21 protein-coding genes and 1 pseudogene are annotated in these 24,591 nt (G+C 65.7%); 12 read left to right on the top strand and 10 right to left on the bottom strand.

Going from position 1 to position 24,591, the window contains the following annotated elements:
• Window positions 1-466: 466 nt before the first annotated feature.
• The gene (locus tag HZZ13_RS23670; protein WP_197961919.1) at window positions 467-898 is read right to left on the bottom strand and encodes a c-type cytochrome; all 432 of its coding nucleotides are present in this window, start codon (window positions 896-898) and stop codon (window positions 467-469) included.
• Between the two features lie 99 nt (window positions 899-997).
• Window positions 998-1,723, bottom strand: a complete 726-nt coding sequence (locus HZZ13_RS23675) for a L,D-transpeptidase (RefSeq protein WP_197961920.1) — start codon at window positions 1,721-1,723, stop codon at window positions 998-1,000.
• Between the two features lie 273 nt (window positions 1,724-1,996).
• On the opposite strand from HZZ13_RS23675, the gene HZZ13_RS23680 reads away from it, so the two are divergent.
• From HZZ13_RS23680 to HZZ13_RS23690, 3 genes are all read left to right on the top strand, one after another.
• Entirely contained in the window at window positions 1,997-3,049 is a 1,053-nt protein-coding gene (locus HZZ13_RS23680) for a glycosyltransferase family 4 protein (protein WP_197961921.1), read from the top strand.
• Window positions 3,050-3,082: 33 nt separating this feature from the next.
• Complete coding sequence (locus HZZ13_RS23685) at window positions 3,083-3,772, top strand: class I SAM-dependent methyltransferase (protein WP_197961922.1); 690 nt, start codon at window positions 3,083-3,085, stop codon at window positions 3,770-3,772.
• Window positions 3,773-4,009: 237 nt separating this feature from the next.
• Window positions 4,010-4,669 carry a hypothetical protein gene (locus HZZ13_RS23690; RefSeq protein WP_197961923.1) on the top strand — a complete coding sequence of 220 codons (660 nt, stop codon included), beginning with the start codon at window positions 4,010-4,012 and terminating at the stop codon, window positions 4,667-4,669.
• Window positions 4,670-4,870: 201 nt separating this feature from the next.
• Here HZZ13_RS23690 and HZZ13_RS23695 read toward each other — a convergent pair whose 3' ends face one another.
• On the bottom strand, window positions 4,871-6,535 hold the full coding sequence (locus HZZ13_RS23695) for an aminotransferase class III-fold pyridoxal phosphate-dependent enzyme (protein WP_197961924.1): 1,665 nt from the start codon (window positions 6,533-6,535) through the stop codon (window positions 4,871-4,873).
• A 35-nt stretch (window positions 6,536-6,570) separates the two neighbouring features.
• On the opposite strand from HZZ13_RS23695, the gene asd reads away from it, so the two are divergent.
• Both asd and HZZ13_RS23705 read left to right on the top strand, forming a co-directional pair.
• Entirely contained in the window at window positions 6,571-7,434 is an 864-nt protein-coding gene (asd, locus tag HZZ13_RS23700) for an archaetidylserine decarboxylase (RefSeq protein ID WP_197961925.1), read from the top strand.
• A 68-nt stretch (window positions 7,435-7,502) separates the two neighbouring features.
• On the top strand, window positions 7,503-8,066 hold the full coding sequence (locus tag HZZ13_RS23705; protein ID WP_197961926.1) for an NUDIX hydrolase: 564 nt from the start codon (window positions 7,503-7,505) through the stop codon (window positions 8,064-8,066).
• A 186-nt stretch (window positions 8,067-8,252) separates the two neighbouring features.
• Here HZZ13_RS23705 and HZZ13_RS23710 read toward each other — a convergent pair.
• A pseudogene (locus HZZ13_RS23710) lies at window positions 8,253-9,694 on the bottom strand (FecR domain-containing protein).
• A gap of 264 nt (window positions 9,695-9,958) precedes the next feature.
• The gene (locus HZZ13_RS23715) at window positions 9,959-10,741 is read right to left on the bottom strand and encodes a DUF2147 domain-containing protein (RefSeq protein WP_197961927.1); all 783 of its coding nucleotides are present in this window, start codon (window positions 10,739-10,741) and stop codon (window positions 9,959-9,961) included.
• A 195-nt stretch (window positions 10,742-10,936) separates the two neighbouring features.
• Between HZZ13_RS23715 and HZZ13_RS23720 the strand changes: the two genes are divergently transcribed.
• Complete coding sequence (locus HZZ13_RS23720; RefSeq protein ID WP_197961928.1) at window positions 10,937-11,848, top strand: DUF2147 domain-containing protein; 912 nt, start codon at window positions 10,937-10,939, stop codon at window positions 11,846-11,848.
• A gap of 240 nt (window positions 11,849-12,088) precedes the next feature.
• Here HZZ13_RS23720 and HZZ13_RS23725 read toward each other — a convergent pair whose 3' ends face one another.
• Window positions 12,089-12,256 (bottom strand): hypothetical protein, encoded by a 168-nt coding sequence (locus HZZ13_RS23725; protein ID WP_197961929.1) that lies wholly within the window; start codon window positions 12,254-12,256, stop codon window positions 12,089-12,091.
• A 95-nt stretch (window positions 12,257-12,351) separates the two neighbouring features.
• Between HZZ13_RS23725 and HZZ13_RS23730 the strand changes: the two genes are divergently transcribed.
• Complete coding sequence (locus HZZ13_RS23730; protein WP_197961930.1) at window positions 12,352-13,548, top strand: extensin-like domain-containing protein; 1,197 nt, start codon at window positions 12,352-12,354, stop codon at window positions 13,546-13,548.
• Between the two features lie 168 nt (window positions 13,549-13,716).
• Here HZZ13_RS23730 and HZZ13_RS23735 read toward each other — a convergent pair whose 3' ends face one another.
• Together HZZ13_RS23735 and HZZ13_RS23740 are read right to left on the bottom strand one after the other, a co-directional pair.
• Window positions 13,717-14,046 carry a DUF6665 family protein gene (locus HZZ13_RS23735; protein ID WP_197961931.1) on the bottom strand — a complete coding sequence of 110 codons (330 nt, stop codon included), beginning with the start codon at window positions 14,044-14,046 and terminating at the stop codon, window positions 13,717-13,719.
• Between the two features lie 43 nt (window positions 14,047-14,089).
• On the bottom strand, window positions 14,090-14,725 hold the full coding sequence (locus tag HZZ13_RS23740; RefSeq protein ID WP_197961932.1) for a TetR/AcrR family transcriptional regulator: 636 nt from the start codon (window positions 14,723-14,725) through the stop codon (window positions 14,090-14,092).
• A gap of 192 nt (window positions 14,726-14,917) precedes the next feature.
• Between HZZ13_RS23740 and HZZ13_RS23745 the strand changes: the two genes are divergently transcribed.
• The 4 genes from HZZ13_RS23745 to HZZ13_RS23760 all read left to right on the top strand — a co-directional run bounded on the left by HZZ13_RS23745 (window position 14,918) and on the right by HZZ13_RS23760 (window position 21,636).
• Window positions 14,918-16,228: an HlyD family secretion protein gene (locus HZZ13_RS23745; protein WP_197961933.1), complete on the top strand. Its 1,311-nt coding sequence runs from the start codon at window positions 14,918-14,920 to the stop codon at window positions 16,226-16,228.
• Window positions 16,229-16,435: 207 nt separating this feature from the next.
• The gene (locus tag HZZ13_RS23750) at window positions 16,436-18,022 is read left to right on the top strand and encodes a DHA2 family efflux MFS transporter permease subunit (RefSeq protein ID WP_197961934.1); all 1,587 of its coding nucleotides are present in this window, start codon (window positions 16,436-16,438) and stop codon (window positions 18,020-18,022) included.
• A gap of 361 nt (window positions 18,023-18,383) precedes the next feature.
• Complete coding sequence (locus tag HZZ13_RS23755) at window positions 18,384-20,183, top strand: ABC transporter ATP-binding protein (RefSeq protein WP_197961935.1); 1,800 nt, start codon at window positions 18,384-18,386, stop codon at window positions 20,181-20,183.
• Window positions 20,184-20,235: 52 nt separating this feature from the next.
• Complete coding sequence (locus HZZ13_RS23760; RefSeq protein ID WP_197961936.1) at window positions 20,236-21,636, top strand: MATE family efflux transporter; 1,401 nt, start codon at window positions 20,236-20,238, stop codon at window positions 21,634-21,636.
• 51 nt (window positions 21,637-21,687) lie between these two features.
• Here the strand turns inward: HZZ13_RS23760 and HZZ13_RS23765 are convergent, their stop codons facing one another.
• Window positions 21,688-22,431: a sulfite exporter TauE/SafE family protein gene (locus tag HZZ13_RS23765; protein ID WP_197961937.1), complete on the bottom strand. Its 744-nt coding sequence runs from the start codon at window positions 22,429-22,431 to the stop codon at window positions 21,688-21,690.
• A 136-nt stretch (window positions 22,432-22,567) separates the two neighbouring features.
• Window positions 22,568-23,938 (bottom strand): aminotransferase-like domain-containing protein, encoded by a 1,371-nt coding sequence (locus HZZ13_RS23770; RefSeq protein ID WP_197961938.1) that lies wholly within the window; start codon window positions 23,936-23,938, stop codon window positions 22,568-22,570.
• Between the two features lie 78 nt (window positions 23,939-24,016).
• Between HZZ13_RS23770 and HZZ13_RS23775 the strand changes: the two genes are divergently transcribed.
• A complete protein-coding gene (locus HZZ13_RS23775; RefSeq protein WP_376707076.1) occupies window positions 24,017-24,454 on the top strand; it encodes a DUF983 domain-containing protein in 438 nt (145 codons plus the stop codon).
• Window positions 24,455-24,591: the final 137 nt, after the last annotated feature.

The following is a 24,591-nucleotide window of genomic DNA, read 5'->3' on the forward strand; positions in this document are numbered from 1 at the left end:
CCGTGCATGAAAGATCAGGGTACCGGGCCGCGTGCCCGACCGGATACAAGGTGATGCGGTCCTGCCGCATTGTCGTTCACGGCCCAGGCCTCGCATCACGTCCCGCCTGCCAGCGCCGATGCGCATGTTGCGAACGCTCCATTGTGGCGCCGAGCTCGTCGCGGTCAAGGCCGCTAACGCGCCGCCTCCGGCGGTGGCCTGCGGCCAGCCTTGACCGTGCCTCGCCTCGGCGCCCAAGACCGCCGCCAACAAACAATGCTCTCTTGACAACTCACCCCCCATACAAGGATGAGGCTAACTGGCAGCTGGGCCTCGGCACAAGAGAAGAGTCTTCGTTGACCAGGAAACGTCTCGGCGGTCAATCGAAGCCCCACACTCAGTCCTCATCCTGAGGGCCCGCCGGAGGCGGGCGTCTCGAAGGATGCGCCGCGAGTGCAAATCTGAATCCACAGCGGCGCGGCTGCTGTTACTGCCCGCCCGCCGCCTGCAGATAGGCAATCACCTTCGCCGCTTCCTCCGCCGAGATGCCGCCATAGGGCTGCATCTTGTGGCCGGACACGACCTCGTCCGGCTTGACCATGAAGCGGGTGAGCTTGTCCTGGTCCCAGTTGAAGCCGGCGTCCTTCATCGACGAGGAGTAATTGTACTCCGGCAGCGAGCCGGCCTTGCGTCCGAGGATCTTGTTGAGGTTGGGGCCGAGGCGATTGTCGCCCTCCTTCATGGAGTGGCAGGTGCGGCAGGCATTGTTGAAGGCCTGCTGGCCCGTGTCGTCAGGCGCAGGTTGCTGCGCGAGCGAGGTGGGCGCGGACAGGAGCAGCGTCAGTGCTCCGGCGCCTGCGAGGGCGTGGCGCCATGGGCTTGGCGAGGAGAGCCTTCGTGGTCGCATTTGCGCCTCCATCGGGGACCTGCGCCGCAGCAGGCGCAGCGGGATGTCGAGGGCAAACGAAAACGGCCCCGGCGGGTTCCGGGGCCGTTCGCATCACGTTGTCCTGTCGCTTCAGCGCGTCGCGGCGCCGAGGTCGGCACGGCGCTCGGTCATCGGCAGCACGATCACCTTGGTGCCGACGTTGACGCGGGAATAGAGGTCGGTGACGTCCTCGTTGGTCATGCGGATGCAGCCGGAGGAGACGCGCTTGCCGATGGTTTCGGGGGCGTTGGTGCCGTGGATGCGGTAGATGGTGCCGCCGAGATACATCGCACGGGCCCCCAACGGATTGCCCGGTCCGCCGGCCATGTGGCGCGGCAGATAGGGCTGGCGGGCGATCATCTCCGCCGGCGGAGTCCAGGCCGGCCACTCGGCCTTGCGGCTCACCGACTGGACACCGGACCAGGTGAAGCCGTCGCGGCCGACGCCGATGCCGTAGCGCAATGCCTGGCCATTGCCGAGCACGTAATAGAGATAGGTGTTGGGCGTATCGATGATGATCGTGCCCGGCGCTTCGCGCGTCGCGTAAGAGACGGTCTGGCGGCGGAAACGGGCCGGCAGCTCGACCGCGTCCTGATCCTCGGACGGCTCGGTCTGGTAGGTCGGCGCCTGGTAGGGCTGATACGGCTGATAGGGCTGCAGCGGCTGCGGCGCGGTCATCGGCGGCAGCGGCTGGAAGAACGGAAAGATCTGCACCGGCGCGGCGTTGGCCGCACTAGCGAACGCGATTGCGGAGACCGCGACCGCACTGAGCGCAACCGCGCGCGAAAACGTCCTGAACGTGTCCGGATTGAACATGTGATCGCCCCTGTTTGCTCGGCGTTTTGCTCACCGCGGCACCATTGCGGTGCTCCGTTGCCTAAAGTCCTAACGGCAAAACGTTTCGGGACATTTGCGCGGAAAACCGAAAACGGTTTCACGGCGGCAAGAATTGTTTCATGACAGTTTCGTGGCTCCGGCGGCCCGTTAACGAACAAAACAGCACGCCGACACTTCTGTGACGTCACACGCCTGAAATATCCTTCGTTGATGGTCGATGCCTGAGAATCATCAAACTCTCGGGATTTTCCCATGCGGGTATTAATCGCGACTGACGCCTGGCATCCGCAGGTCAACGGTGTGGTCCGCACCCTGACCTCGCTGGCGAATGCGGCCAAGGCCCTCGACGTCGAGATCGACTTCCTCACCCCCGAGGGCTTCCCGTCCTGGCCGCTGCCGACCTATCCGGGCCTGCGCTTTGCGCTGCCGAGCGGGAAGGAGATCGCACGGCGGATCGAGAAGTCCGCGCCGGAGGCGCTGCATATCGCCACCGAGGGCCCGATCGGCTGGGCGGCGCGCGCCTATTGCCGCCGCAACCGGCTCGCCTTCACCACCTCCTATACGACGCGCTTTCCGGAATATGTCTCGGTGCGGACCGGCATTCCCGCGAGCGTCGGTTATGCCGTGCTGCGCCACTTCCACGATGCCGCCGCCATGACCATGGTGGCGACGCCCTCGCTGCGGCAGGAGCTGTCCGAGCGCGGCTTCAAGCGGCTCGGCTTCTGGACACGCGGCGTCGACACCGCGCTGTTCCATCCCGACGCTCCGGCAGAGCTCGACCTGCCACGCCCGATCTTCATGACGATGGGGCGCGTGGCGGTGGAGAAGAATCTCGAAGCGTTCCTCTCGCTCGACCTGCCCGGCACCAAGGTCGTCGTCGGCGACGGCCCGCAGAAGGCGGCGCTCGAGAAAAAATATCCCGATGCCGTCTTCCTCGGCGAGAAGAAGGGGGCGGATCTCACCGCGCATCTCGCCGCCGCCGACGTCTTCGTGTTTCCGAGCCTGACCGACACGTTCGGTGTGGTGCAGCTCGAGGCGCTCGCCTGCGGCACACCGGTTGCGGCGTTTCCGGTCACGGGACCGAAGGACGTCATTGCCGATCACCCGATCGGCGCGATCGATCACGATCTGCGCACCGCGTGCCTGCGCGCACTCACGATGTCGCGCGAGACCTGCCGCAATTTCGCGCTGGAGCGCTCCTGGGAGAACAGCGCGCGCCAGTTCGTCGGCAACCTGACCTCACTGCAACCCAGCCGCGTCCTCCGCGCCTCGCCTCGCATGGCGCGGCGGCCGGTGCGCGGCTGACCTTTCATTTGACCCACAGCGAGAACCTCATCGATGGCTAAGATCATGAACCTTGACGGCACCCAGCAGCTCGACCTCACCCGCGGCACGGTCGAGCAGGCCTATGACCGCTGGGCGCCGGTCTACGATCTCGTGTTCGGCGGCGTGTTTGCGAAAGGCCGGCAAGCCGCGATCGCAGCGACCAACAAGATCGGGGGGCGCGTGCTCGAGGTCGGCGTCGGCACCGGCATCTCGCTGCCGCTCTACGCGCCGAACCTGCGCATCTTCGGCACCGATATTTCGGAAGCGATGCTGGACAAGGCGCGCCGGCGCGTGAAGGAGCTGAAGCTGAAGAACGTCGAGGGGCTCGCGGTGATGGACGCCGAGAAGCTCGAATTCCCCGATAATTCCTTCGACGTCGTGATGGCGCAATACGTCGTCACCGCCGTGCCCAACCCGGAGAAGGCGCTCGACGAATTCGCCCGCGTGCTGCGGCCGGGCGGCGAATTGATCATCCTCACCCGCGTCAGTGCCGACACCGGCATGCGCCGCTTCATCGAGCAGAAGCTGCAGCCGGTGGTGCGTCCGCTCGGCTTCCGCACCGCCGAGTTCGCCTGGTCGCGTTACGCCAAGTGGCTCTCCGGCGCGCATGGCATCGAGCTCGCCGAGCGCCGCTTGATTCCGCCGCTGGGACACTTCTCGCTGGTGCGCTTCCGCAAGGTCGACGTCGCCAAGGCGGCGTGACTGTCGCTCCTCATGGTGAGGAGGCGCGCAAGCGCCGTCTCGAACCATGAAGGCCCGGCTGATGCAGCTCGGCCTTCATCCTTCGAGACGCGCGTTCCGCGCTCCTCAGGATGAGGAGAGAGAGTAAACCGTGCGTCATCGCGCCGCTGCACATCGTCACATGACAAAATGATGATGTCACACAGCCTACATCGAATCTCTGTAAATCCTGAACCCGAAAGCATTTTGGGGAAGAGCATGATCAAGAACTATCTCGAGCAGCTGCGCATCCAGCGCTGGGACGACCATCGCTACTATCACCACAGCCGCATCAATCAGAGCCTGCACTTCGTCAGCGCGCTGAGCTTCCTCTTCGCCTATGTCTGGCTGTTCATCGATCCCGTCGTCTCCGCGCTGGTCGGCTGGCTGGTGTCGATGACCTCGCGCCAGGCCGGCCACTTCTTCTTCGAGCCGCACACCTACGACCACATCAACCAGGCGACGCACGAGTACAAGGAAGAGATCAAGGTCGGCTACAATTTGCAGCGCAAGGTGGTGCTGATGGCGATCTGGGCGCTGTCGCCGCTGGTGCTGGTCGTCGATCCCACCCTGTTCGGGCTGTTCACGCCATGGCAGAGCGCGACCGACTTCATGCGGCAGGTGGCGAAGATCTGGCTCGTGGTCGGCGGCGGCGGCCTGTTGTTCCGCACCGTGCACCTGTTCTTCATCCGCGACGTCGAGACCGGCCTCGTCTGGATGACCAAGATCCTGACCGACCCGTTCCACGATCTGATGCTCTACCACAAGGCCCCGCTCGCTTTGATGCGCGGCGAGCTGATGGATCCCGGCCTGCACCTCAATCCCGAGCACACGCTGGGCTTCATCGACGAACCCGTGCTCGAAGAGCAGCACGCCTGACGCGTGCTGGTCTCACCAGGCACTTCGATGTCTGATGGCTTCGTCATGCCCGGGCTCGTCCCGGGCATCCACGTCTTGGGGACTTTGATGTACGCTGTCATTCCGGGATGGTCCGAAGGACCAGACCCGGAATCTCGAGATTCCGGGTTCGGTCCTACGGACCGCTCCGGAATGACGGGGACGATGAGGAGAGAACCGGCCTCAGCGCCCGAAGCGCTTGGCCAGCATCTCTTTCAGGATCTGCCGCTTGATCTGCTTGTTGGTGAGCACGCCGTCGTGCCACCAGAAACCGTCGGCCTTCATCTTCTGCGCGGCGCGGACGAAGCGGTCGGCGACTTCGGTGAAGTCGGCATCGGTGTAGTTGAGGCTGAAGATCAGCCGGCCGGTGCCTACCCAGCTCAGCGCCAGGCCTTCGGCGCGCAGGTAATATTGCAGCATCCAATTGTAGCGGGACGGCGTGGTGTATTTCACCGTCCAGATCGAGGAGAAGTTGGCGAACCGGACCGGCAGGTCGGCGCTCTCCATCATCTCGTTGAGCTTCTGAACGCGACCATTCCAGGTCGCCTCGAGGCCCTCATAAACCGCGCGAAAATTCGGGCTGGCGAGGCGGCTCAGGAACTCGTCCATCGCCGTCATGACGTAGGGATGCGAATTGAAGGTGCCGCGGGCGAAGCAGATGTCGGCGGGACGGTCTTCACGGAAGCGGCGCATCAACTCGCGCTTGCCGCAGACCACGCCGACCGGGAGACCGCCGGCGAGGCTCTTGCCGTAGGTCACCATGTCGGCCTTGACGCCGAAATATTCCTGGGCACCGCCGGCGGCGAGGCGGAAGCCGACGAAGACCTCGTCGAAGATCAGGACGATGCCGCGCTGGTCGCAGACCGCGCGCAGTTTCTTGAGCCATTCGGTGTAGGCCGCCCGATCGAAATTGCCGCCGCGCGAGGAATCGACCAGCGAGGAATCGCCGGGCGCGTTGGCGTTGGGATGCAGCCCCTGCAACGGGTTGACCAGCACGCAGGCGATATCCTTGCGCGTGCGCAGGACATGCAGCGTCTTCTCCGACATTTCGGCGAGGGTGTAGGTCTCGTGCGCAGGAATGGGATTGCCGACGCCGGGCTGCACGTCGCCCCACCAGCCGTGATAGGCGCCGGCGAAACGGACGAGATGGGTGCGCTTGGTGTGGTAGCGCGCCAGCCGCACCGCCTGCATCACGGCCTCGGTGCCGGACATGTGGAACGAGACCTCGTCGAGGCCGGAGATCTGGCAGAGCCGCTGCACATTCTCGAGGATGACGGGATGATAGGGGCCGAGCACGGGACCGAGCGCATGCGCGCGCTTCTCGGCGCCCTCGATGCACTCCTTGTAGAAGTCGTTGCCGAAGATGTTGACGCCGTAGGAGCCCGTGAGATCGTAGGAGGTGTTGCCATCGACATCGGTGACGGTGACGCCGCGCGAGGATTCCATGAAGGTCGAGGTGCCCAGATGCTCGCGGACGAGACGCGAGAACTGGAACGGCACGCGGTAGCTTTCGGTGAAGTTGAGATCGGAGATCTTCTCGGCGGCCTCCTTCGTCATCGCGCGGCCCTTGGGGTAGCGCTCGGCATAGAGCCTGGCGAGGCGGAAGAAGGCGTCCTTGCGTTGCGCTGCGATGCTCGCCGGCGCGCCGTCGCAGGCGAAGTACTGATCGCCCTCGAACTCGTAGAACGGCAGCAGCCGCGCCACCCGGCGCGACATCTTGGAGTGCCCGGCGAGCGAGCGGTGCTTGGCGCGGGACAGCTCGACCCGCGCCTTGATCTTCGGGAGGACGGCGGCAGCGGACGCTGCGGCGGCCACGGACATCGAGAGAATCGGGAGTGTCGTTTCCATGACAACAAGCGCTAAACCTGTGAGCTGACAGATTCATGACAGTCAAAGCCCTCATCGCCTCGTTCACCCAGCAGGAAGACCTCAACTTCCTGTTGACCAACCGCATCCCGCGCGCGGCCCTCACCCGCTTCATGGGCTGGTTCTCCAAGATCGAGAATCCCCTGGTGCGGGACTTCTCGATCGCGCTGTGGAAGCTGTTCTCCGACCTCGACCTGTCGGAGGCGCGCAAGACTCATTTCACGAGTCTGCACGACTGCTTCACCCGGGAGCTGAAGCCGGGCCTGCGGCCGTTCGATCCTGATGCTGCGGTGGTGGCGAGCCCGTCAGACGGCATCGTCGGCGCTCACGGCAAAATCGCGGACACCGAGCTGTTCCAGGTCAAGGGCGCGCCTTATTCGCTGCTCGATCTCGTCGGCGATTCCGCGCTGGTCGAGCAGCACCGCAACGGCTCCTTCGTCACACTGCGGCTGACCTCGAGCATGTATCACCGCTTCCATGCGCCTTATGACGCGCATATCGAGCGGGTCACGCTGATCCACGGCGACGTCTGGAACGTCAACCCGATCGCGCTCAAGCGCGTCGAGCGTCTGTTCTGCAAGAACGAGCGCGCGGTGATCCGCACGCATTTGTCGACCGGCGAAGCCGTGACGCTGGTCCCGGTGGCGGCGATCCTGGTCGCGAGCATCCGCCTGCACTTCCTCGACATGGTGCTGAACGCGCAGACGCGCGGCCCGGTCAATTTCCCCTGCGACGTCAACGTGACCAAAGGCGAGGAGCTCGGCTGGTTCGAGCATGGCTCCACCATCATCATCCTCGCGCCCGGCGATTTCAGCTTCTGCGACGGCATTGCCGAGGGCACGCGCATTCGCGCCGGTCAAGCGCTGCTCAGAAGAAAGTAGCCTTCAATCCGCCGTCCCCGCCGCCTATATCGTCGGCCGGGGACGATTCGATCGATACGGATGTGGTGATGGCGCGGGCGCCGGTCATGGCGGCGGGTGGTATTGTGCTGCGGCGGGGACCAGTGCCGCTGGTTGCAGTCGTGCGCCAGCGCAAGCGCAATGAATGGGTCCTGCCCAAGGGCAAGCTCGACGACGGCGAGACGCCGAAGGAAGCCGCGCACCGCGAAGTGCTGGAGGAGACCGGCCACGACGTCGCCGTGCACGAATTTCTGGGCACGCTCGTCTATCAGTCCGGCGGGCGCTCCAAGGTCGTGCATTTCTGGCGGATGGAGGCCGACGGCGGGCCGGTCCGCAAGCTGATGAACGATATCAAGGCGGTCGACTGGCTGGCGCTGGACGACGCGATCGCCCGTCTGTCGCGCGAATATGAGCGCGCGTTCCTGACTCAGATCGGACCGATCGCGCTCGCGGCCGCGGGACTGGCGCAATCGCCGCCGCAAGAGCCGATGCAATCGGCCGATGACATCGATGCAGCCTTGCAGACACTGACACCCGCCGAAGCAGCTTCCGTCGACGAGTTGCGGCACGGCCTGTTGCAGAAGGTGAAGGCCTGGCTGCGCGGCGAGGCGTGAGTTTGTCTTCACCTCGCCCCGCTTGCGGGGAGAGGTCGGATTGCATCGTAGATGCAATCCGGGTGAGGGGGACTCTCCGCGAGTCCCACTGTCACCATTTCTGCGGAAACAGCCCTTCACCCCAACCCTCTCCCCGTAAGAACGGGGCGAGGGAGCGCACCGAGCGCGCTCACTTGCGTCGCCACTTTACCGCCGCTCTTTCTCTTTCGGAGCGGGCGGGAGCCTGCGCGGCGCTGCGGGACGTTGCGCGGCGGGGAGGCGCGGCTGGAAGCCGCCGGGGCGCTGCATGCCTGGTTGTTGAGCCGCAGGCTGACCCGGTTGCAATCCTGTGCGCGGCAATGGCTGCTGCGGGCCCGCTTGCTGTGTGCCGCCCGGTTGCGGCGGCACGATTCCTCCGGGCTGAATCTGTCCACCACGCGGCGGCTGGGTCTGCGGTGCGCTGTTGGGCGCCGTGCCTTGTCCGGCGCGCGGTGCGCGTGGACGGCCGGCACCTTGCGGCTGGCCGGGCTGCGGTTGCAAGGTTTGCTGCCCGGCTCGCGGCGTGCCCGGCTGCGCCGTGCCGCCTTGTTGTCCCTGCCGCTGCTGCGGCTGCGCGCCTTGTCCCTGCCGGCCCGGCGTGCCCGGCTGCTGCTGACCCGGACGGTTATCCTGGCGCGGCTGGCCGTTCGGCCGTTGCGGCAATTGGTTCGGAGCCGTCGTCGGCCGCAATTGTTGTTGCTGCGGCGGTTGTGCCGGCCGCGGAATGCGGCTGAGCGCAGTCGGATTGGCGCGACGGAAGTCGCGCTGCTCGATGACGATCTGCCGGCCCGCGGTCTGTGCCAGATGCACCTGGCTGACGAAGCCGCGGTCACGCGCGATCTGCTGCGCGGGAATTGTGATCGGCACGGCCGCAAAGCGCATGCCGCCGGCCGTGACCGCGCCCGGGCGGATCGCAAAGCCGCTCGCGGCTTGCGTCAGCGCGCCGAGCCGCGCGCCGCTGGAGCGGTCGTCGACATCGATGTGGCCGACCCGGCCGTCGGCGTCGGGATAGAGCTTGATGTTGACGTTGCTCGCCCTGCTCGCCGCCGCGCCTTCGGGCACGTCGACGACCCCGGTGGTGCCGCGGATGCCGAGCGTTGCCGTCGGCGTCGTGATCTTCATGTCGCCGGTCTTCGCCACCGCGGCCGCCACGAACGCGACCGTACCCTTGCCGACGTCGAAGATCGCCGAATTCTGCTTGCCGCCGTCGTCATAGACGTAATTGTCGATGGTGATCCTGGCGCTGGCCGAGAGCTTGAACGTGGTGGCGTCGTTGAAGGTGATGCCGAGCGAGGAGTTCGACGAGGTCTGCACGATGTCGTTGAGATAGATGTCGTCGCGCACGCTAGCGGATAGGAATTCTTGTCGCGGATCACGGTCGCGATCCCCGTCACGGTCGCGACGTTGCCGATCGGCTCGACGGCGGCGGGCTGTGCGTCCGCCGCCGGTGCCGGCGTGCCCGAAGGCGTCGGCGAAGGCGCGGGCGTTGGCTGGGCTTGCGGCTGCGCCTGTGCCAACTCGACGGCCTCGGAGCCGAATGCCATGTTGCTGCCGGCCAGCGGCAAGGCCGGCAGGGCGAGCGCGAATACAAGGCGGCGCCAGGCTACCAATGAAGTCACGAGGAGGTCCCGGTGAGAAGGCGAGGCGAGAGCTGGTGGAATTCAGCCGGGGGCGTGTGAATGGCGGATGAATAGGTGTCGCAGGGAGGCACGTGTGAAGCGACGTTCGCTCCGGAAGGGGCGTCGCCTTCTTGCTCGTCATTCCGGGGCGCGACGAAGTCGCGAACCCGGAATCTCGAAATTGTAGTGGGAGTCTGCGGCCCGAGATCCCGGGTTCGATGCTGCGCATCGCCCCGGGATGACGCGCTGCGCGCGTCAGCTCACGCGCTTCCAGGTCTGGCCGCCGCAGAACATGCCGCCGAAGGCGCAGCCCTGCACGCGCATCGCGTTCGGACCTTTCATCGAGATCGTGGAGTCGTAATTGCGGCCGGAGTTGGGATCACGAATGCGGCCGCTCCACTTCGATCCTTCGGGCTTCATGTTGATCAGGATGCGCTCATTGGTCTTCTCGGCATAGCCGCAGAGATTGGCGCCGCACTGCTCGACGCGGACATTGCCCTTGTTCTCTTCGGTGGCCCAGACGCCGATCGGCGAGTTCGCTGCGGCCACGGGCGCGGTGGCCACCGGAGCCGGCGCGGGAGCCGCGGCGACGGGAGCGGGGGCGGCAACCGGCGCAGGCGCAGCAACAGGAGCAGGCTGCGCGTTATCGAAGCCGACAGAGGGAGCGGCGGCAACGGTCGCGGCTGGGGCCGCGGGTGCGGTCGCGGCTTGCGCTGCCGGCGCGGCCGCCTGCGGCACGGGCTGCTGCTGCACCGGAGCCGGCGTGGGCTGCGCCGTCGTCGGCGCCGGAGCCGGCGTGGTGTCGTCGTCATCGTCCTTGGAGCCGCCAAGACCCTTGAGGTTGATGTTGTTCAGCTTGATCGGCTTGTCCGACAGACCGGGCGCGACGATGGTCACGCAATTGAGCGAAGCGCAGTTGCGCGGCGTCTCGATGCGGATGTGTTGGCCCTCGATCTGGAACGAGATCGAATTGCCGGCCTGCGCGGCGGCGGTCGACGCGAGGAAGAGGGCGGTGGCGGCGATGGAGAGCTTGCTCATGACAACCTCCGAAAATTGCGTGGTCCCGAGATGGACTGAAGTCGCTGGTGGATGAAGCGTGGTTCGACCCTATGCCGGGGCGGTGGGGCGTTCTGTGATGGGCGTCACAACGAGCGGACGCCTTCTGGGTGATGCAGCGCACATTCAGCCGCGCCTGCGCTGCGTAACGTAATCGCGACACCGAGGGAGACGCAGATGCAGCGACTTGCGCCCTGGCTTCCCACCTGTCTTGCCACTTGTCTTGGCACATCGATCGCGCTGCTGGCGATCGCGCCGACGGCGCAGGCCGGCTCCTACACGTTCTCGATCGGCGGCCACCGATTCCATGTCGAGGCGCCGCGCAATTGCCGATCCGCGTCCTGTATCACGGTGGCCTCCAAGCGCAGCCTCAGGACGACGGACGATGTCGGCACGGCGCCGGCCTCGCAGCCGGCGCCCGCGCCGGTGCTCCAGGTCTCGCAGCCGGCTTGTCCGGCGGCCGCGGTCAAACCGCCCCAAGCGGCTGTGGTGGTGCCGCCACCGGCGGCTCCCGTTCTTGCTGCGGCGACGTCGCAGCCCGTTGCACCGCCGCCAGCGCCGAGCTTGGAGATTCCGAGATTGGAGACGCTGAGCCCCGCTCCGCCGCGGGTTGATCTGGAGCGCACCGATCAGCCGAAGACCGCCGCGCTCGAAGCGCCGCGGATCGAGCCGAAGGTCATCGTCCCGAGCGCCGAGATCAATCACACCGCAACGTTGGCGCAGACCGGCGATGACGACAGCCATGCGCCGCTCGGCGAATGGGAGAGCCCAGGTGCCAAGGGCACGGTCCGGATCGAGCGCTGTGGACCTGCACTGTGCGGTTACGCGCTCAGTGAAGCATCCAGCCGCGGCGAGAGCGTGCTCGTCAACATGAAGCCGAACAAGCACGATGTCTGGACCGGCAGCATCTACAGCCGCTCCAGCGGCAACACCTATTACGCGACGATGACGCTGAAGAGCTCCGGCAAGCTGCACGTCGAAGCCTGCGCGCTCGGCCGCTTCTGGTGCTCCGGCAACGACTGGACGCGGGTCGAGGCGCCGCGGGAGCAGATCACCGCCTCGTCACAGCCATCGCGCAAGCGGTCGTAGTGTTTTTTTACCCTCCCTTGGAGGGGCAGGGCTATCGCATATGAGATGTGGCTATGGGCACCGGCTATCTCCACAGCGTCATGGCCGGGCTTGTCCCGGCCATCCACGCCTTTCCACGCGGCACAAAGAGCGTGGATGCCCGGGACAAGCGCGGGCATGACGACCTCTGCAATATTCAAATGCGATTGCCCTGCCCCTCCAGGGGAGGGTAAGCGGCCGCGGTGTGTTGATCGATGCGGTCTAAATCATCCCGAGCACGATGGCGCCGACGAAGGCCATGGCGAGGTAGGCGGTGATAACGCTCAGTCTGCCGGCGAACGTCATGAGGTCGCTTCCTCCGTGCGCGCTGCCCTTATGGTTAACAGAAAGTCTCTTTTCGAAAAAGTCAGGCTCGCTGTCGCTCGTCATCGACAGCAACCGGTGCCGCCGCGTCCGGTATGGTTAAAGGATACTGAAATCAACACGTTGAAGAGTCTTTAAGTAAATTCACCGAACGTGCGTGCATGACGCGCGGAGTTCGTTTGTATCTCGTCGGCTCCATCGTCCTTGTTTCGCTAGCGGGTTGCGGTCGCGGCTTCTTCCAGGCCGAACGCGAGCCGTGGCGGGCCGAGGCGGAAGCCGCATGCCTGAAATCGGGCGCGGTCAAGGAAAGTGCGGACATCGTCCGCATCGATCCGATCTCCGGGCCTGGCAGCTGCGGCGCCGAGTTTCCGCTCAAGGTCGCCGCCATCGGCGAGGCCTCCGGCACCTATGGCTTTGCCGACGAGGCGCTGCGTCCGCCCGGCAGCATCGGCAACCAGCCGCGTTGGCCGGTGCAGCCGCAGTCGAATTATCCGCAGAGCCAGAGCTATCCGGCATCGTCCTATCCGCAGCGCTCGAACTATCCCGAGAGTGCAGTGCGCCAGCCGGCCGGCTACGGCAGCTCGACGGGGCCGATGTCGCTGAACGCACCCGGCGTGGCCGCGCAGGAGGACGAGATCGATCTGCCGCCCGAGGGCACCGATGCCGCGGGTGCGGCGCGCTATATGAACGCACCGAGCTATCCGGCTCGTCCTTACTCGCAGGCGCCGGGACAGCAGCCGCTGCCGCGTCTTGGTCCTGCGCAGGGCAATCCCGTCACCACCGTCGGCCCGGTTGCGATCAAGCCGACGGCGACGCTCGCCTGTCCAATCGTGTCCGAGCTTGACCGCTGGCTCGCCGACACGGTGCAGCCGTCGGCGATGCGCTGGTTCGGCGTGCGTGTCGCCGAGATCAAGCAGATCTCCGCCTATTCCTGCCGCGGCATGAACGGCAATCCGCACTCCCACATTTCCGAGCACGCCTTCGGCAATGCGCTCGACATTTCGGCCTTCGTGCTCGCCGACGGCCGCCGCGTCACGATCAAGGACGGCTGGCGCGGCATGCCGGAAGAGCAGGGCTTCCTGCGCGACGTGCAGTCGGGTGCGTGCGCGCATTTCACCACCGTGCTGGCGCCGGGCTCGAACGTCTACCACTACGATCACATCCACGTCGATCTGATGCGCCGCGCCAGCCGGCGCCTGATCTGCCAGCCCGCCGCGGTGTCGGGCGAAGAGGTCGCCGCACGCGCGCAATCGCGCAGACCTTATGCGAGTGCGCGCGAGCCGTCGGTGACCGGTTCGCTCGGTACGCGCAAGAGCACGATGCGCAAGCGGGAAGAAGACGAGTACGCCGACGACTAAGGCGGCCCGTGCAGTCCCAGGGCACTCGCAGGGTCGTCATGCCCGGGCTTGTCCCGGGCATCCACGTTCTTAGTGCCGCGAGCAAAGACGTGGATGGCCGGGACAAGCCCGGCCATGACGATGTGGAAGCTTCATCGGCCTAAGCGCCGGCAGATGCGGGCTACGGATCTACGGCAGCTTCGACGGTGCCAATCCCATGCAGCGCTGCACCTCGCCCGGCACGTTGTAGGTGCGCATGATGTGGCGGCTGTCGCGCAAGCCGGATGCCTCGCGTTGCACCACGAACATCCAAAGTGCCTGGCCGGCTTCCAGCACCAGCTTGCGCCTGGCCGGTTGCATCGCTTGCGGCACATCGGTCGCTGCGTGGGCGGCGTCGAATTCACGCAAGCGCGACAGGCTTTGTTCGAGGGCGCGGCCCATCCGTCCAAGCGCCGAGGCCTGTTCCTGGACGATCTCGTAGTGGAGGATGTCGACCGGCGGGCGAAGATCACGAGACATGGCCGCAATATAGTGTCGCCCGGCCCGCAGGTGCAACGCGCTGCTATCTCGCCTTGTACGCCGCCAGGAACATCCGCGTTGCGCTGTCGACCACCTCGGCCATGCGCTCTTCCGAAGGTGCCGGCGCGGCCTGGAACACGAAGGGCAGGAAGAGTGAAGCCTTGGCCAGTTCCATGAATTGCGAGGCGGCAAGATCGCAATCGTCGATCGCAAGATCGCCCGATGCGACGCGGGCCCTGAGATAAGCGGAGAGGCGGTTGATGCTCTTGTCCAGCACCCGCGCATAGTAGCGCCGGCCGACATCCGGCATGCGCTCGGCGATCGCCATCACGGTGCGGATCGCCGATCCGCCACCGGGGCGGCAGACCAGGTGAAGATAGGCGAGGCCGAACTCCTTCAGCGTGGTCTCGGCTTCGCGGTCGGGATCGAAACTGAACACGACCTGGCCATGCTGGAGCGCCTCTTGTTCGACGATGGCTTCGAACAGCGCGCATTTGTCGGCGAAGTAGACGTAGAGCGTGCCCTTGGAGACCTGCGCGGCGCGGGCGATCTCGCCCATGCTGGCGCCGTCGAAGCCAAGATCCATGAACACCTTGCGGGCACCGTCCAGAATCTGGCGGCGCTTGGAATTGTCCTCGTCCGGGACGATGTGCAATTGTTCGCCGGCAGCTACAACCATTGGTTTAGGGTCTCGGAAGGTATTTGGATCGGATCAGGGCCATAAAACGCCAACGAAGGATTCGCGGCAGTAAGGTCTGCAGGACACAATCTGTATATTGACCGAACCGTTCGGTCAATGGTATTTGAGATCCGGCGAGGAAGCCGCCTGAAATAGCGGCTGCCCTCGGTTGCGTTTTATGGGGAGGCCCTGATGGCCCTATCGAGAGACCAGGCGGCTCGCGTCCTTCGCCAGGAAGCGGTGGAGGACCAGGCGGGCGGTGATGCTGTCTCCGAGACATCCGCCCCCGCCGCCGAGCAGCTGCGCGCTCATGTCGCCGAGGAAACGAAGCGTCCGACCCGCGCGCCGGAGAACCCGGTGACCGACAAGCCGCCGGCGCCCGCGACGGAGGCGCCCGCCGCCGCTACACCCAAATCCGGCAAGCGCAAATTCGTCCTGACCGGCGTCGGCCTCGCCCTGGCGCTCGCCGTTGCCGGCTATGCCGGCTATTACACGCTGGTCGGCCGCTTCTACATCTCGACCGACGATGCCTATGTCCGCGCCAACAACACCATGCTCGGCGCGCGCGTTGCCGGCCACATTTCTTCGATCCTCACCGGCGACAACACGCCCGTAAAGGCCGGCGACATCATCTTCCGCATTGACGATGGCGATTACAAAATCGCGGTCGAAGCCGCCGCGACCAAGATCGCGACCCAGCAGGCCACCATCGATCGCATCGGCCGCCAGGTCGCCGCGCTCGACAGCCAGGTCGCCCAGGCCAAGGCGCAGCTCGTCTCCGCCGAAGCGGGCCTCAAGCGCGCCGACCTCGATTACGAACGCCAGCAGGCGCTAAGCAGCAAGGGCTTTGCCTCGCGCGCCACCTTCGAAAGCTCGGAAGCCGGGCGCGACCAGGGCGCCGCCGCGGTCAAGGCTGCAAAGGCCGCCTACGAGGTTGCCGTCAGCAATGTCGACGTGGCCAGAGCGCAGCAGGCCGAAGCGCAGGCTCAGCTCGGCGAGCTCAAGACGACGCTGGCCAAGGCCGAGCGCGACCTCGGCTTCACCGCGGTGCGCGCGCCGGTCAGCGGCACGTTCTCGAACCGCCTGGTCAACACCGGCGACTTCGTCGCGGTCGGCCAGCGCCTCGGCAACATCGTGCCGCTGGACGAGGTCTATATCGACGCGAATTTCAAGGAGACGCAGCTCAAGCGCATCCGTCCGGGACAGCCGGTGACGATCAAGGTCGATGCCTATGGCATGCGCAAGTTCTCCGGCGTGGTCGACAGCATCGCGGCGGGCGCGGGCTCGGTGTTCACGCTGCTGCCGCCCGACAACGCCACCGGCAATTTCACCAAGATCGTGCAGCGCGTGCCGGTCCGCATCCGCGTGCCCAAATCGGTGGCGAAGCAGAACCTGCTCCGCGCCGGCATGTCGGTCTACGCCACCGTCGACACCAACAAGGGCGCTGCTGACGCCGACAGCGAGGTCGACCTCGACGATCCCACCGCGATCCATCCGAAGTAGAGTGGACCAGGCATGAGACGAGACACCCTGGCTGCGAGTGCAAGTGCGCTCCCTCTCCCGCTTGCGGGAGAGGGCTGGGGAGAGGGTGTCTCCTCCAGGGAGACTCCCCAAGAGGAGAAAGCCCTCACCCGCCGCGCTCTTCGAGCGCGTCGACATCTCCCGCAAGCGGGAGAGGTAAGAGCCCGCCGCTCCAGTCAGAGCTGACACATGGCCACCGCCACTACCGCTTCACCTGCCCTGATGGCGGATCCCGCTTCGGAGCGCATTGCGCCGAAGCGGCTGTTTGCGTTTATCATCATGGTGTTCGGGATGTTCATGTCGATCCTGGACATCCAGATCGTCTCGGCCTCCTTGAGCGAAATCCAGGCCGGCCTGTCGGCGAGCTCCAGCGAGGTCTCCTGGGTTCAGACCGCCTATCTGATCGCCGAGGTGATCGCGATCCCGCTGTCGGGTTTCCTGTCGCGCGCCTTCGGCACGCGGCTGTTGTTCGCGATCTCGGCCGCCGGCTTCACCTTCTCGAGCCTGCTCTGCGGCTTCGCCACGACGATCGAGGAGATGATCCTCTGGCGCGCACTGCAGGGCTTTCTCGGCGCCGGCATGATCCCGACCGTGTTCGCTTCGGCCTACACCGTCTTCCCGCGCACGAAATTCCACATCGTCGGCCCCATCATCGGGCTTGTCGCGACCCTGGCCCCAACCATCGGGCCAACGGTCGGCGGCTACATCACCGACGCGATGTCGTGGAACTGGCTGTTCTTCATCAACGTCGTGCCCGGCATCGGCATTACACTGGGTGTGCTGGCGCTGGTTGATTTCGACGAGCCGCATTTCGAGCTGCTCGACCGCTTCGACTGGTGGGGCCTGCTGTTCATGGCCAGCTTCCTCGGCACGCTGGAATACGTGCTGGAGGAAGGCCCGCAATACCAATGGATGCAGGACACGTCGGTCGCGATCTGCGCCTGGATCTGCGCCATCTCGGCCATCGCGTTCTTCTGGCGCGTGTTCACGGCGGCGGAGCCGATCGTCAATCTGCGCACCTTCTCCGACCGCAATTTCGCCGTCGGATGCACGCTACAATTCTGCATCGGCATCGGTCTCTACGGCCTGACCTACATCTATCCGCGCTATCTCGCCGAAGTGCGCGGCTACAGCGCGCTGATGATCGGCGATACCATGTTCGTCTCCGGCATCACCATGTTCCTGGTCGCGCCGCTGGTCGGCCGGCTCATGGCCAAGCTCGACATGCGCTACATGATCGCATTCGGCCTCATCGTGTTCGCGATCGGCTCGTACCAGATGACCTGGATCACCCGCGATTACGATTTCTACGAGCTGCTGGTGCCGCAGATCCTGCGCGGCATCGGCATGATGTTCGCGATGGTCCCGACCAACAACGTCGCACTCGGCACGCTGGCACCTGACAAGGTGAAGAACGCGAGCGGTGTGTTCAACCTGATGCGCAATCTCGGCGGCGCGCTCGGCCTCGCCGTCATCAACACCGTGCTCAACGACCGCACCGACCTGCATATCACCCGTCTGCAGGAGCGCGTGACCTGGGGCAACGCGAACGCGACCGAAACCCTGAGCATGTTCATGCAGAAATTTCAGGGACTTGGCGATTCCACGCTGATGGCCATGAAGCAGCTTTCCCAGCTGGTTCATCGCCAAGCCGTGGTGATGAGCTTTGGCGATGCCTTTTTCATGCTGACGCTGTTCTATCTCGCCCTCAGCTTCCTGGTCGTGCTGCTGAAGAGGCCGCCGTCGCCGTTCGGCGCCGGCGGCGACGCGCACTAATTTGCAACACTCATCCGTGATCTCGCACGGGCCCCGTTGCAATCGGCTGGCGACACATCTATAAAGCGCATCTCATTCATTCGAACCGGGGAGAGATTTGCATGATTTCGTTGCAATCGCAGATCGTACGCCCGCGCTCGATGATGACCTCGATCACGTTCTGGCTCGGTATGTACGCGGCCTGCTAGAGGCCTCTTCCGCCAGCTTCGATCGGGCCAAGGTTTTGGCCCAGCGTCCCGATCGCTTCGTTTCCGAAGTCAAATCCCAAGTCAAAGTCAGTCTTACGTGACGCCGTTGCGGCCTTCGGGCCGCATTGCGTCCATCGATGGAGCCGGCGCGCGCGAAGCGGCCGGATGATGCCATGACCGCTCTGTCCAAGAAGCCCACGGCGATTCGCGTCGTGCTGCCCTTCGTGTTCAAGCACTGGCTGAAGCAGCCGGGGCGCGGCCTCGTCGTGGCCGGCGGCCTATTGGGCGCGACCGCTGCCGATCTGTTCATGCCGGTCTTCTCCGGACACCTGATCGATGCGCTGACCCGCGGTCCGTCCGACCCCGATGCGCGGCACGCGGCGCTGGTCGCGTTCGGCGCCATCGTGGCGCTGGGTGCGGCCTCGATGGTGCTGCGGCTCGCGGGATTGCAGGCGATCGTGCCGTTCACGCTGCAGATCATGTCCGAGGTCGCGCAGGAGGCGTTCACGCGCGTGCAGCGCCTCTCGACCGACTGGCACGCGAACTCCTTCGCCGGCTCCACGGTCCGCAAGATCACCCGCGGCATGTGGGCGCTCGACCTGCTCAACGACACGCTGCTGCTCGCGCTGCTGCCCTCGTTCGTCGTTCTGATCGGCTCGATGATCCTGCTCGGCGTGCACTGGGCCTCGCTCGGCGCGGTGATCGCGCTCGGCGCGCTGGCCTATGTCACGATGACGGTGCTGTTCTCGACCCGCTACATCGCGCCGGCCGCGCGGGTCTCCAACGCATGGGACACCAAGGTCGGCGGCACGCTGGCGGATGCGCTGACCTGCAATGCTGTGGTGAAATCCTTCGGCGCGGAGCTGCGCGAGGATGCGCGGCTCGCCCGCGTCATCAAGCGCTGGGGTGTGCGGGTGCGGCGGACGTGGTTTCGCTACAACTACACCGCCATGGCGCAGCTCACGCTGCTGCTGACCTTGCGCGCCTCGGTGATCGGCGGCTCCGTGTTGCTGTGGGTCTCCGGCTACGCCTCGCCCGGCGACGTGACGTATGTGCTGACGAGCTATTACGTGATCCATGCCTATTTGCGCGACGTCGGCATGCACATCAACAACCTCCAGCGCTCGGTCAATGACATGGAGGAGCTGGTGGCGATCCACGACGAGCCGATCGGCATCGCCGATGCGCCCCACGCGCAGCCGATCGCGATCGCGGGCGGCGAGATCGTGTTCGACGACGTCTTGTTTCAATACGGCGGCCATCGCACGCCGCTCTATGACGGGCTGTCGCTGACGATCCGCGCCGGCGAGCGGGTCGGCCTGGTCGGCCGCTCCGGCTCCGGCAAGACCACGTTCGTGAAGCTGGTGCAGCGGCTCTACGACGTCAGCGGCGGCCGGGTGCTGATCGACGGGCAGGACATCGCGCTGGCCACGCAGCAATCGCTGCGCAGCCAGATCGCGATCGTGCAGCAGGAGCCGATCCTGTTTCACCGCACGCTCGCCGAGAACATCGCCTATGGCCGGCCCGGCGCCAGCCTGGAAGCGATCGAGCAGGCGGCGCGGCTTGCCAATGCGCACGAATTCATCCTGCGCCTGCCGAAGGGTTACGGCACCCTGGTCGGCGAGCGCGGCGTGAAATTGTCGGGCGGCGAGCGGCAGCGCGTGGCACTGGCGCGCGCCTTCCTGGCGGATGCGCCGGTGCTGATCCTGGACGAGGCGACATCGAGCCTCGATTCGGAATCCGAGGCGCTGATCCAGGAGGCGATGGAGCGGCTGATGCAGGGCCGCACCTCGATCGTGATCGCGCACCGGCTGTCGACGGTGAAGAGCCTCGATCGCATCCTGGTGTTCGATCGCGGCGAGATCGTCGAGCAGGGCACGCATGCCGCGCTCGCGCGCAAGCCGGACGGCATCTATCGCAGCCTGTTCGAGCGCCAGGTGGTGGAGCTCGGACAGATCGCAGCAGCGGAATGACGCGCGTGGCCGGCGGACGAATGCCGGCCACGTCGGCAGAGGATGGAAAGAGATGAAAGACCTGACACACGGCTCCATCGTGAGACATATCCTGATCATGACCCCGCCGATCATGGCCGGCATGATCTCGATCATGGTCTGCCAGCTGGTCGACCTGTACTTCGTCTCAGGTCTGGGCGGTGCCGCCGTCGCGGGCGTCGCTGCGGCCGGCAATGCCGGCTTCCTCGTCAACGGGCTGATGCAGGTGCTCGGCGTCGGCGCGGGGGCGCTGATCGCGCATGCCGTGGGGCGCAAGGACCGGCCGGACGCGAACCTGGTCTTCAATCAGGGAATGGTGCTGTCGGTGCTGTTCGCCCTGTTGACCCTGGTCGCAGGTGCCGCGCTGTCGCGCGCCTACATGCGTTCGATCGCCGCGGATCAAGCCACGATCGAGGCCGGGACCACTTATCTGCTATGGTTCATGCCGGCGCTCGCGTTGCAGTTCGCGACGCAGGTGATGGGAGCTGCGTTGCGCGCCACCGGGATTGTACGTCCCATCATGCTGGTGCAGGCGCTCGCTGTCGCCATCAATATCGCACTGGCGCCGGTGCTGATCTCGGGCTGGGGCACCGGCCATGCGCTCGGCGTCGCCGGCGCGGGGCTGGCGAGCTCGATCGCAGTCGCCGTCGGCGTGCTGATGCTGCTGGTCCATTTCCGCAAGGTCGAGCGCTATGTCGCCTTCAACGCGGCGCAGTGGCGTCCGCAACCGCGGCACCTGATGCGCATCCTCAATGTCGGCCTGCCGGCCGGCGGCGAGTTTGCAATGATGTTCATCTTCATGGCGGTGGTCTATTACGTGCTGCGCGACTTCGGCGCGGCGGCGCAGGCCGGCTTCGGCATCGGGCAGCGTGTGCTCGGACTGATCCACATGCCGGCGCTCGCGATTGCGCTGGCGGCAGCGCCCATCGCCGGCCAGAATTTCGGCGCCGCCAATGCCGCGCGGGTGCGGGAAACCTTCGTCAAGACGGCGCTGCTCACCAGCGTCGTGGCGGTCGGCTTCATGATCCTCGCGCAACTCAAGCCGGAGCTGCTGCTGGCCGGATTCTCCAACGACCGGGAGACGATGGAGATCGCCTTCCTGTTCCTGCGGATCATCTCGCTCAATATGGTGGCGCAGGGCCTCATCTTCACCTGCTCCAGCATGTTCCAGGGGCTCGGCAACACCAGGCCTGTGCTGGTGAGCTCGGTGACGCGCGTGTTCACTTATTCGCTGCCGGCGCTCTGGCTGTCGACGCGGCCCGGCTTCCGCATCGAGCACGTCTGGTATCTCTCGATCGCGGCGACGACGCTGCAGGCCGGCTTGAGCCTGTGGTTGCTGCGCCGCGAGTTCGGCAAGCGCTTCGCGTCGCAGGACCAGGCCGCGGCGTCAGTGGAAGCCGGGCCAGTCGCGCCTCCCGTCCGCGCTCCCGCGTAGCGAAACTGACCTTTCTCCCCACGGCTCCCGCCAGCTTGCGGCGCCGTGGGGTTAATGCGCGCCGATGCTGTTCCAGACGAGCGTGAGGCCCGACAGAAACAAGAGGCCGAGCACGACATCGCCGAAATGCTTGTCGTTCAGCGCGTGATAGACGCGCGCGCCCGCCCATGCGCCGATCAGGGTGCCCGGAAACGCGACGGCTGCGAGCCCGACCACCTTGAAGGCGACGAGGCCCGAGGCGGTCTGCAACACCAGCGCGGTGGCGAGCACCGTGAAGTTAAAGAGCTGGAAGATGCCGCGCCGCTCGTGCTTGCTCCAGCCGCGGATGTTGGCCCACAGGATCGGCAGCGGGCCGGACAGCCCGGCAAGTCCGCCCAGAATGCCGCCGGCAAAGCCGATCGCGCCGTCGGCGATCCGGCCGCCGAACTTGAAGGCGAGCGGCCGCTTGTTCAGATAGAGCGCCGTGGAGAAAATCAGGATCAGCACGCCGACGCTCAGCTTGAACACCTCCGGATCCGCGGAGGCGACCATCATGGTCCCGAGCGGCACGCCGATCAGTCCACCGATCAGGAACGGCCAGACCAGCGAGAGATCGAAATTCTTCCACATCGAGGGCAGCGTCGAGGTCTGCGCGATCACCGAGCAGATCAGCACCAAGGGCACCGCGAGCGAGGGCGGCAGCACGTAGAGCCAGATGCCGAGCGCCATCAGCGCCGTGCCGAAACCGGCCAGTCCCGAGACGAAGCCGCCGGCGAGCGCGCCGAGCAGCAGCAGGACGTAGGTGAGCGTTTCCAACGGATGGTCCTTCGCAAGGGGCGATGCCGAACGGTTGATCGCACGGCTCGCATAACATGCCTGCCGCCATCGAGGTCAATCCATGCCGCACGCAAGCGTGATCTGCGGGCGCTCCATCGCCGTCATCGTCAATGACCTAGACGATCTGCCTGATGTCGGCCGGCTTCTGCAGCGCGCCGACCAGGATGCGCAGCGCTTGCGTCAATTCCGATCTGTTCCGGGCCGCGCCGAGTGAGACGCGTGCTGCATGCGGCGGTGCCCCGTCGACGGTGAAGGCATCGCCGGCGACGACCGCAAGCCCATTCCGCAGAAGATGCGCGGCGAGATCGGGCTTCTCCTCCGGCAGTCGCAGCCACAGATGATGCGCCGCGGGCCTCGCGAGGAACTGAAAGCCTTTCAGCGCGCGTTGCGCGAGCTGCTGACGGCCGACCGCTTCGTTGCGGATGGCGCTGATGATGCGGTCGGCAACGCCGTTTTCGATCCAATGCGTCACCAGCGCGACCATCAGGGGCGCCGGCATCTGCACGGTCGCCTGCAGGGAGGCGCGCATGTGCCGCTGCGCGCTGCTGTCGGGCGTCACCAGGTAGGCAACGCGCAGCGCCGGCGCGATGCATTTCGACAGCGTGGTCGCAAGATAGGTCCGCTCCGGAATGAGGTTCGCGATCGGCGAGGCCGAGCGGTCGAGCAGCCCGTAGGCATCGTCCTCGATCAGAACGGTGCCGGCATCGCGGATGATCTTCGCGATGGCGCTGCGCCGCTCGGCGGAAAGCGTTGCTGTGGTCGGATTGTGCAACGTCGGAATAAGATAAACGGCCTTCGGCTTGTGCACGCGGCACGCCTTTGCCAGCGCATCCGGCAGGATGCCGTCCTCATCCATGGGGACACCGACGAGCTTGACGCCGAGCAGTGCCGCGGCGGCCTTGATGCCAGGGAAGGTGAGCGCTTCGGTCAGCACGGTTTCGCCGGGCCGCGCAAGGTGGGCGAGCAGGTTGAAGAGGATCGTCTGAGCGCCGGGAAAGATCACCAGCCTGTCGGCCTGCGCATGCGGAACGCGGGCACGCATCCAGCGCGCCGCGACCTCGCGCTCATGCGCGCTGCCGCCGGGCGGCTGGTAGTTGAGATACGCCGTCAGGCCCGATTGCGCGCGGAGCGCTTCCAGTCCGGCGAGGATGCGCTCGTCGAGCTGCGCCTCCAGAGGGTGCGGCGGCACGTTCATCGACAGGTCGATCGCGACCGGGTGCGGCAGGTCGACCGCGCGCCGCGCGCTGGTCTCCGACACGAACGAGCCCTGTCCGACACGGGCTTCCATGATGCCGCGGCGCCGCGCCTCGCTGTAGGCACGCGTCACCGTGGTGAGGTCGATGCCGAGTGCTTTTGCCAGGGCGCGCTGCGTCGGCAGCTGTTGACCGCGCACCAGCCTGCCGGCGGCGATGTCGGCCTCCATGGCCTCGACGATGCGCTGGTAGCGTGGGCCCGAAAGCTCCGAGATTGTAGGGATCCAGTCCATGCAATTAGGGCTATAACCTTTGAATGTATGGATGCAAGATATTATTGTATGGATCGTCGAAAAGGAAGAGGTGTGGTCATGTCTGTTTCTCTGGCGACGGTCTCTCTGGCCAAGGCGATGTGGCGCGGTTTCAGCGGCAAATGTCCGAATTGCGGGGAAGGGCACATGTTCGGCCGTTTCCTGAAAGTGACGCAGGCCTGCGACCATTGCGGCGAGGAGCTGTTCCACCAGCGCGCCGACGACTTTCCCGCCTATCTCGTGATGGTGGTGGTCGGCCACCTCGTGGTGCCGGCGATCCTCGCGGTCGAGACCGCCTACGCGCCGCCGGAATGGCTGCAACTCGCGGTGTGGCTGCCAGCAACGCTGTTCGCCTCGCTCGCGCTGCTGCAACCGACCAAGGGCGCCATCGTCGCCCTGCAATGGCAGCTCGGCATGCACGGTTTCGAGGCGGGCAAGCTGCGGCGCGAGGTCGGCGAGCTTGCGCCGGTGCTGGTGAAGGACACGCGCGCGGCCTGAAGCGCGGGCGCTGATGGCGGTGTAACTCTCGTCGTCATTCCGGGGCTCGCGAAGCGAGAGCCCGGAATCCATTCATCCACCAACGTTGCCGCGCGATGGATTCCGGGCTCGTGCTTCGCACGCCCCGGAATGACAGC

The sequence above is a fragment of the Bradyrhizobium agreste genome (assembly GCF_016031625.1).
Taxonomy (GTDB): Bacteria; Pseudomonadota; Alphaproteobacteria; order Rhizobiales; family Xanthobacteraceae; genus Bradyrhizobium; species Bradyrhizobium agreste.

Coding starts and splice junctions, on each gene's coding strand:
- HZZ13_RS23670 (WP_197961919.1), bottom strand. CDS start 898: ATGGAGGCGCAAATGCGACCACGAAGGCTCTCCTCGCCAAGCCCATGG.
- HZZ13_RS23675 (WP_197961920.1), bottom strand. CDS start 1,723: ATGTTCAATCCGGACACGTTCAGGACGTTTTCGCGCGCGGTTGCGCTC.
- HZZ13_RS23680 (WP_197961921.1), top strand. CDS start 1,997: ATGCGGGTATTAATCGCGACTGACGCCTGGCATCCGCAGGTCAACGGT.
- HZZ13_RS23685 (WP_197961922.1), top strand. CDS start 3,083: ATGGCTAAGATCATGAACCTTGACGGCACCCAGCAGCTCGACCTCACC.
- HZZ13_RS23690 (WP_197961923.1), top strand. CDS start 4,010: ATGATCAAGAACTATCTCGAGCAGCTGCGCATCCAGCGCTGGGACGAC.
- HZZ13_RS23695 (WP_197961924.1), bottom strand. CDS start 6,535: ATGGAAACGACACTCCCGATTCTCTCGATGTCCGTGGCCGCCGCAGCG.
- asd (WP_197961925.1), top strand. CDS start 6,571: ATGACAGTCAAAGCCCTCATCGCCTCGTTCACCCAGCAGGAAGACCTC.
- HZZ13_RS23705 (WP_197961926.1), top strand. CDS start 7,503: ATGGCGCGGGCGCCGGTCATGGCGGCGGGTGGTATTGTGCTGCGGCGG.
- HZZ13_RS23715 (WP_197961927.1), bottom strand. CDS start 10,741: ATGAGCAAGCTCTCCATCGCCGCCACCGCCCTCTTCCTCGCGTCGACC.
- HZZ13_RS23720 (WP_197961928.1), top strand. CDS start 10,937: ATGCAGCGACTTGCGCCCTGGCTTCCCACCTGTCTTGCCACTTGTCTT.
- HZZ13_RS23725 (WP_197961929.1), bottom strand. CDS start 12,256: ATGACGAGCGACAGCGAGCCTGACTTTTTCGAAAAGAGACTTTCTGTT.
- HZZ13_RS23730 (WP_197961930.1), top strand. CDS start 12,352: ATGACGCGCGGAGTTCGTTTGTATCTCGTCGGCTCCATCGTCCTTGTT.
- HZZ13_RS23735 (WP_197961931.1), bottom strand. CDS start 14,046: ATGTCTCGTGATCTTCGCCCGCCGGTCGACATCCTCCACTACGAGATC.
- HZZ13_RS23740 (WP_197961932.1), bottom strand. CDS start 14,725: ATGGTTGTAGCTGCCGGCGAACAATTGCACATCGTCCCGGACGAGGAC.
- HZZ13_RS23745 (WP_197961933.1), top strand. CDS start 14,918: ATGGCCCTATCGAGAGACCAGGCGGCTCGCGTCCTTCGCCAGGAAGCG.
- HZZ13_RS23750 (WP_197961934.1), top strand. CDS start 16,436: ATGGCCACCGCCACTACCGCTTCACCTGCCCTGATGGCGGATCCCGCT.
- HZZ13_RS23755 (WP_197961935.1), top strand. CDS start 18,384: ATGACCGCTCTGTCCAAGAAGCCCACGGCGATTCGCGTCGTGCTGCCC.
- HZZ13_RS23760 (WP_197961936.1), top strand. CDS start 20,236: ATGAAAGACCTGACACACGGCTCCATCGTGAGACATATCCTGATCATG.
- HZZ13_RS23770 (WP_197961938.1), bottom strand. CDS start 23,938: ATGGACTGGATCCCTACAATCTCGGAGCTTTCGGGCCCACGCTACCAG.
- HZZ13_RS23775 (WP_376707076.1), top strand. CDS start 24,017: ATGTCTGTTTCTCTGGCGACGGTCTCTCTGGCCAAGGCGATGTGGCGC.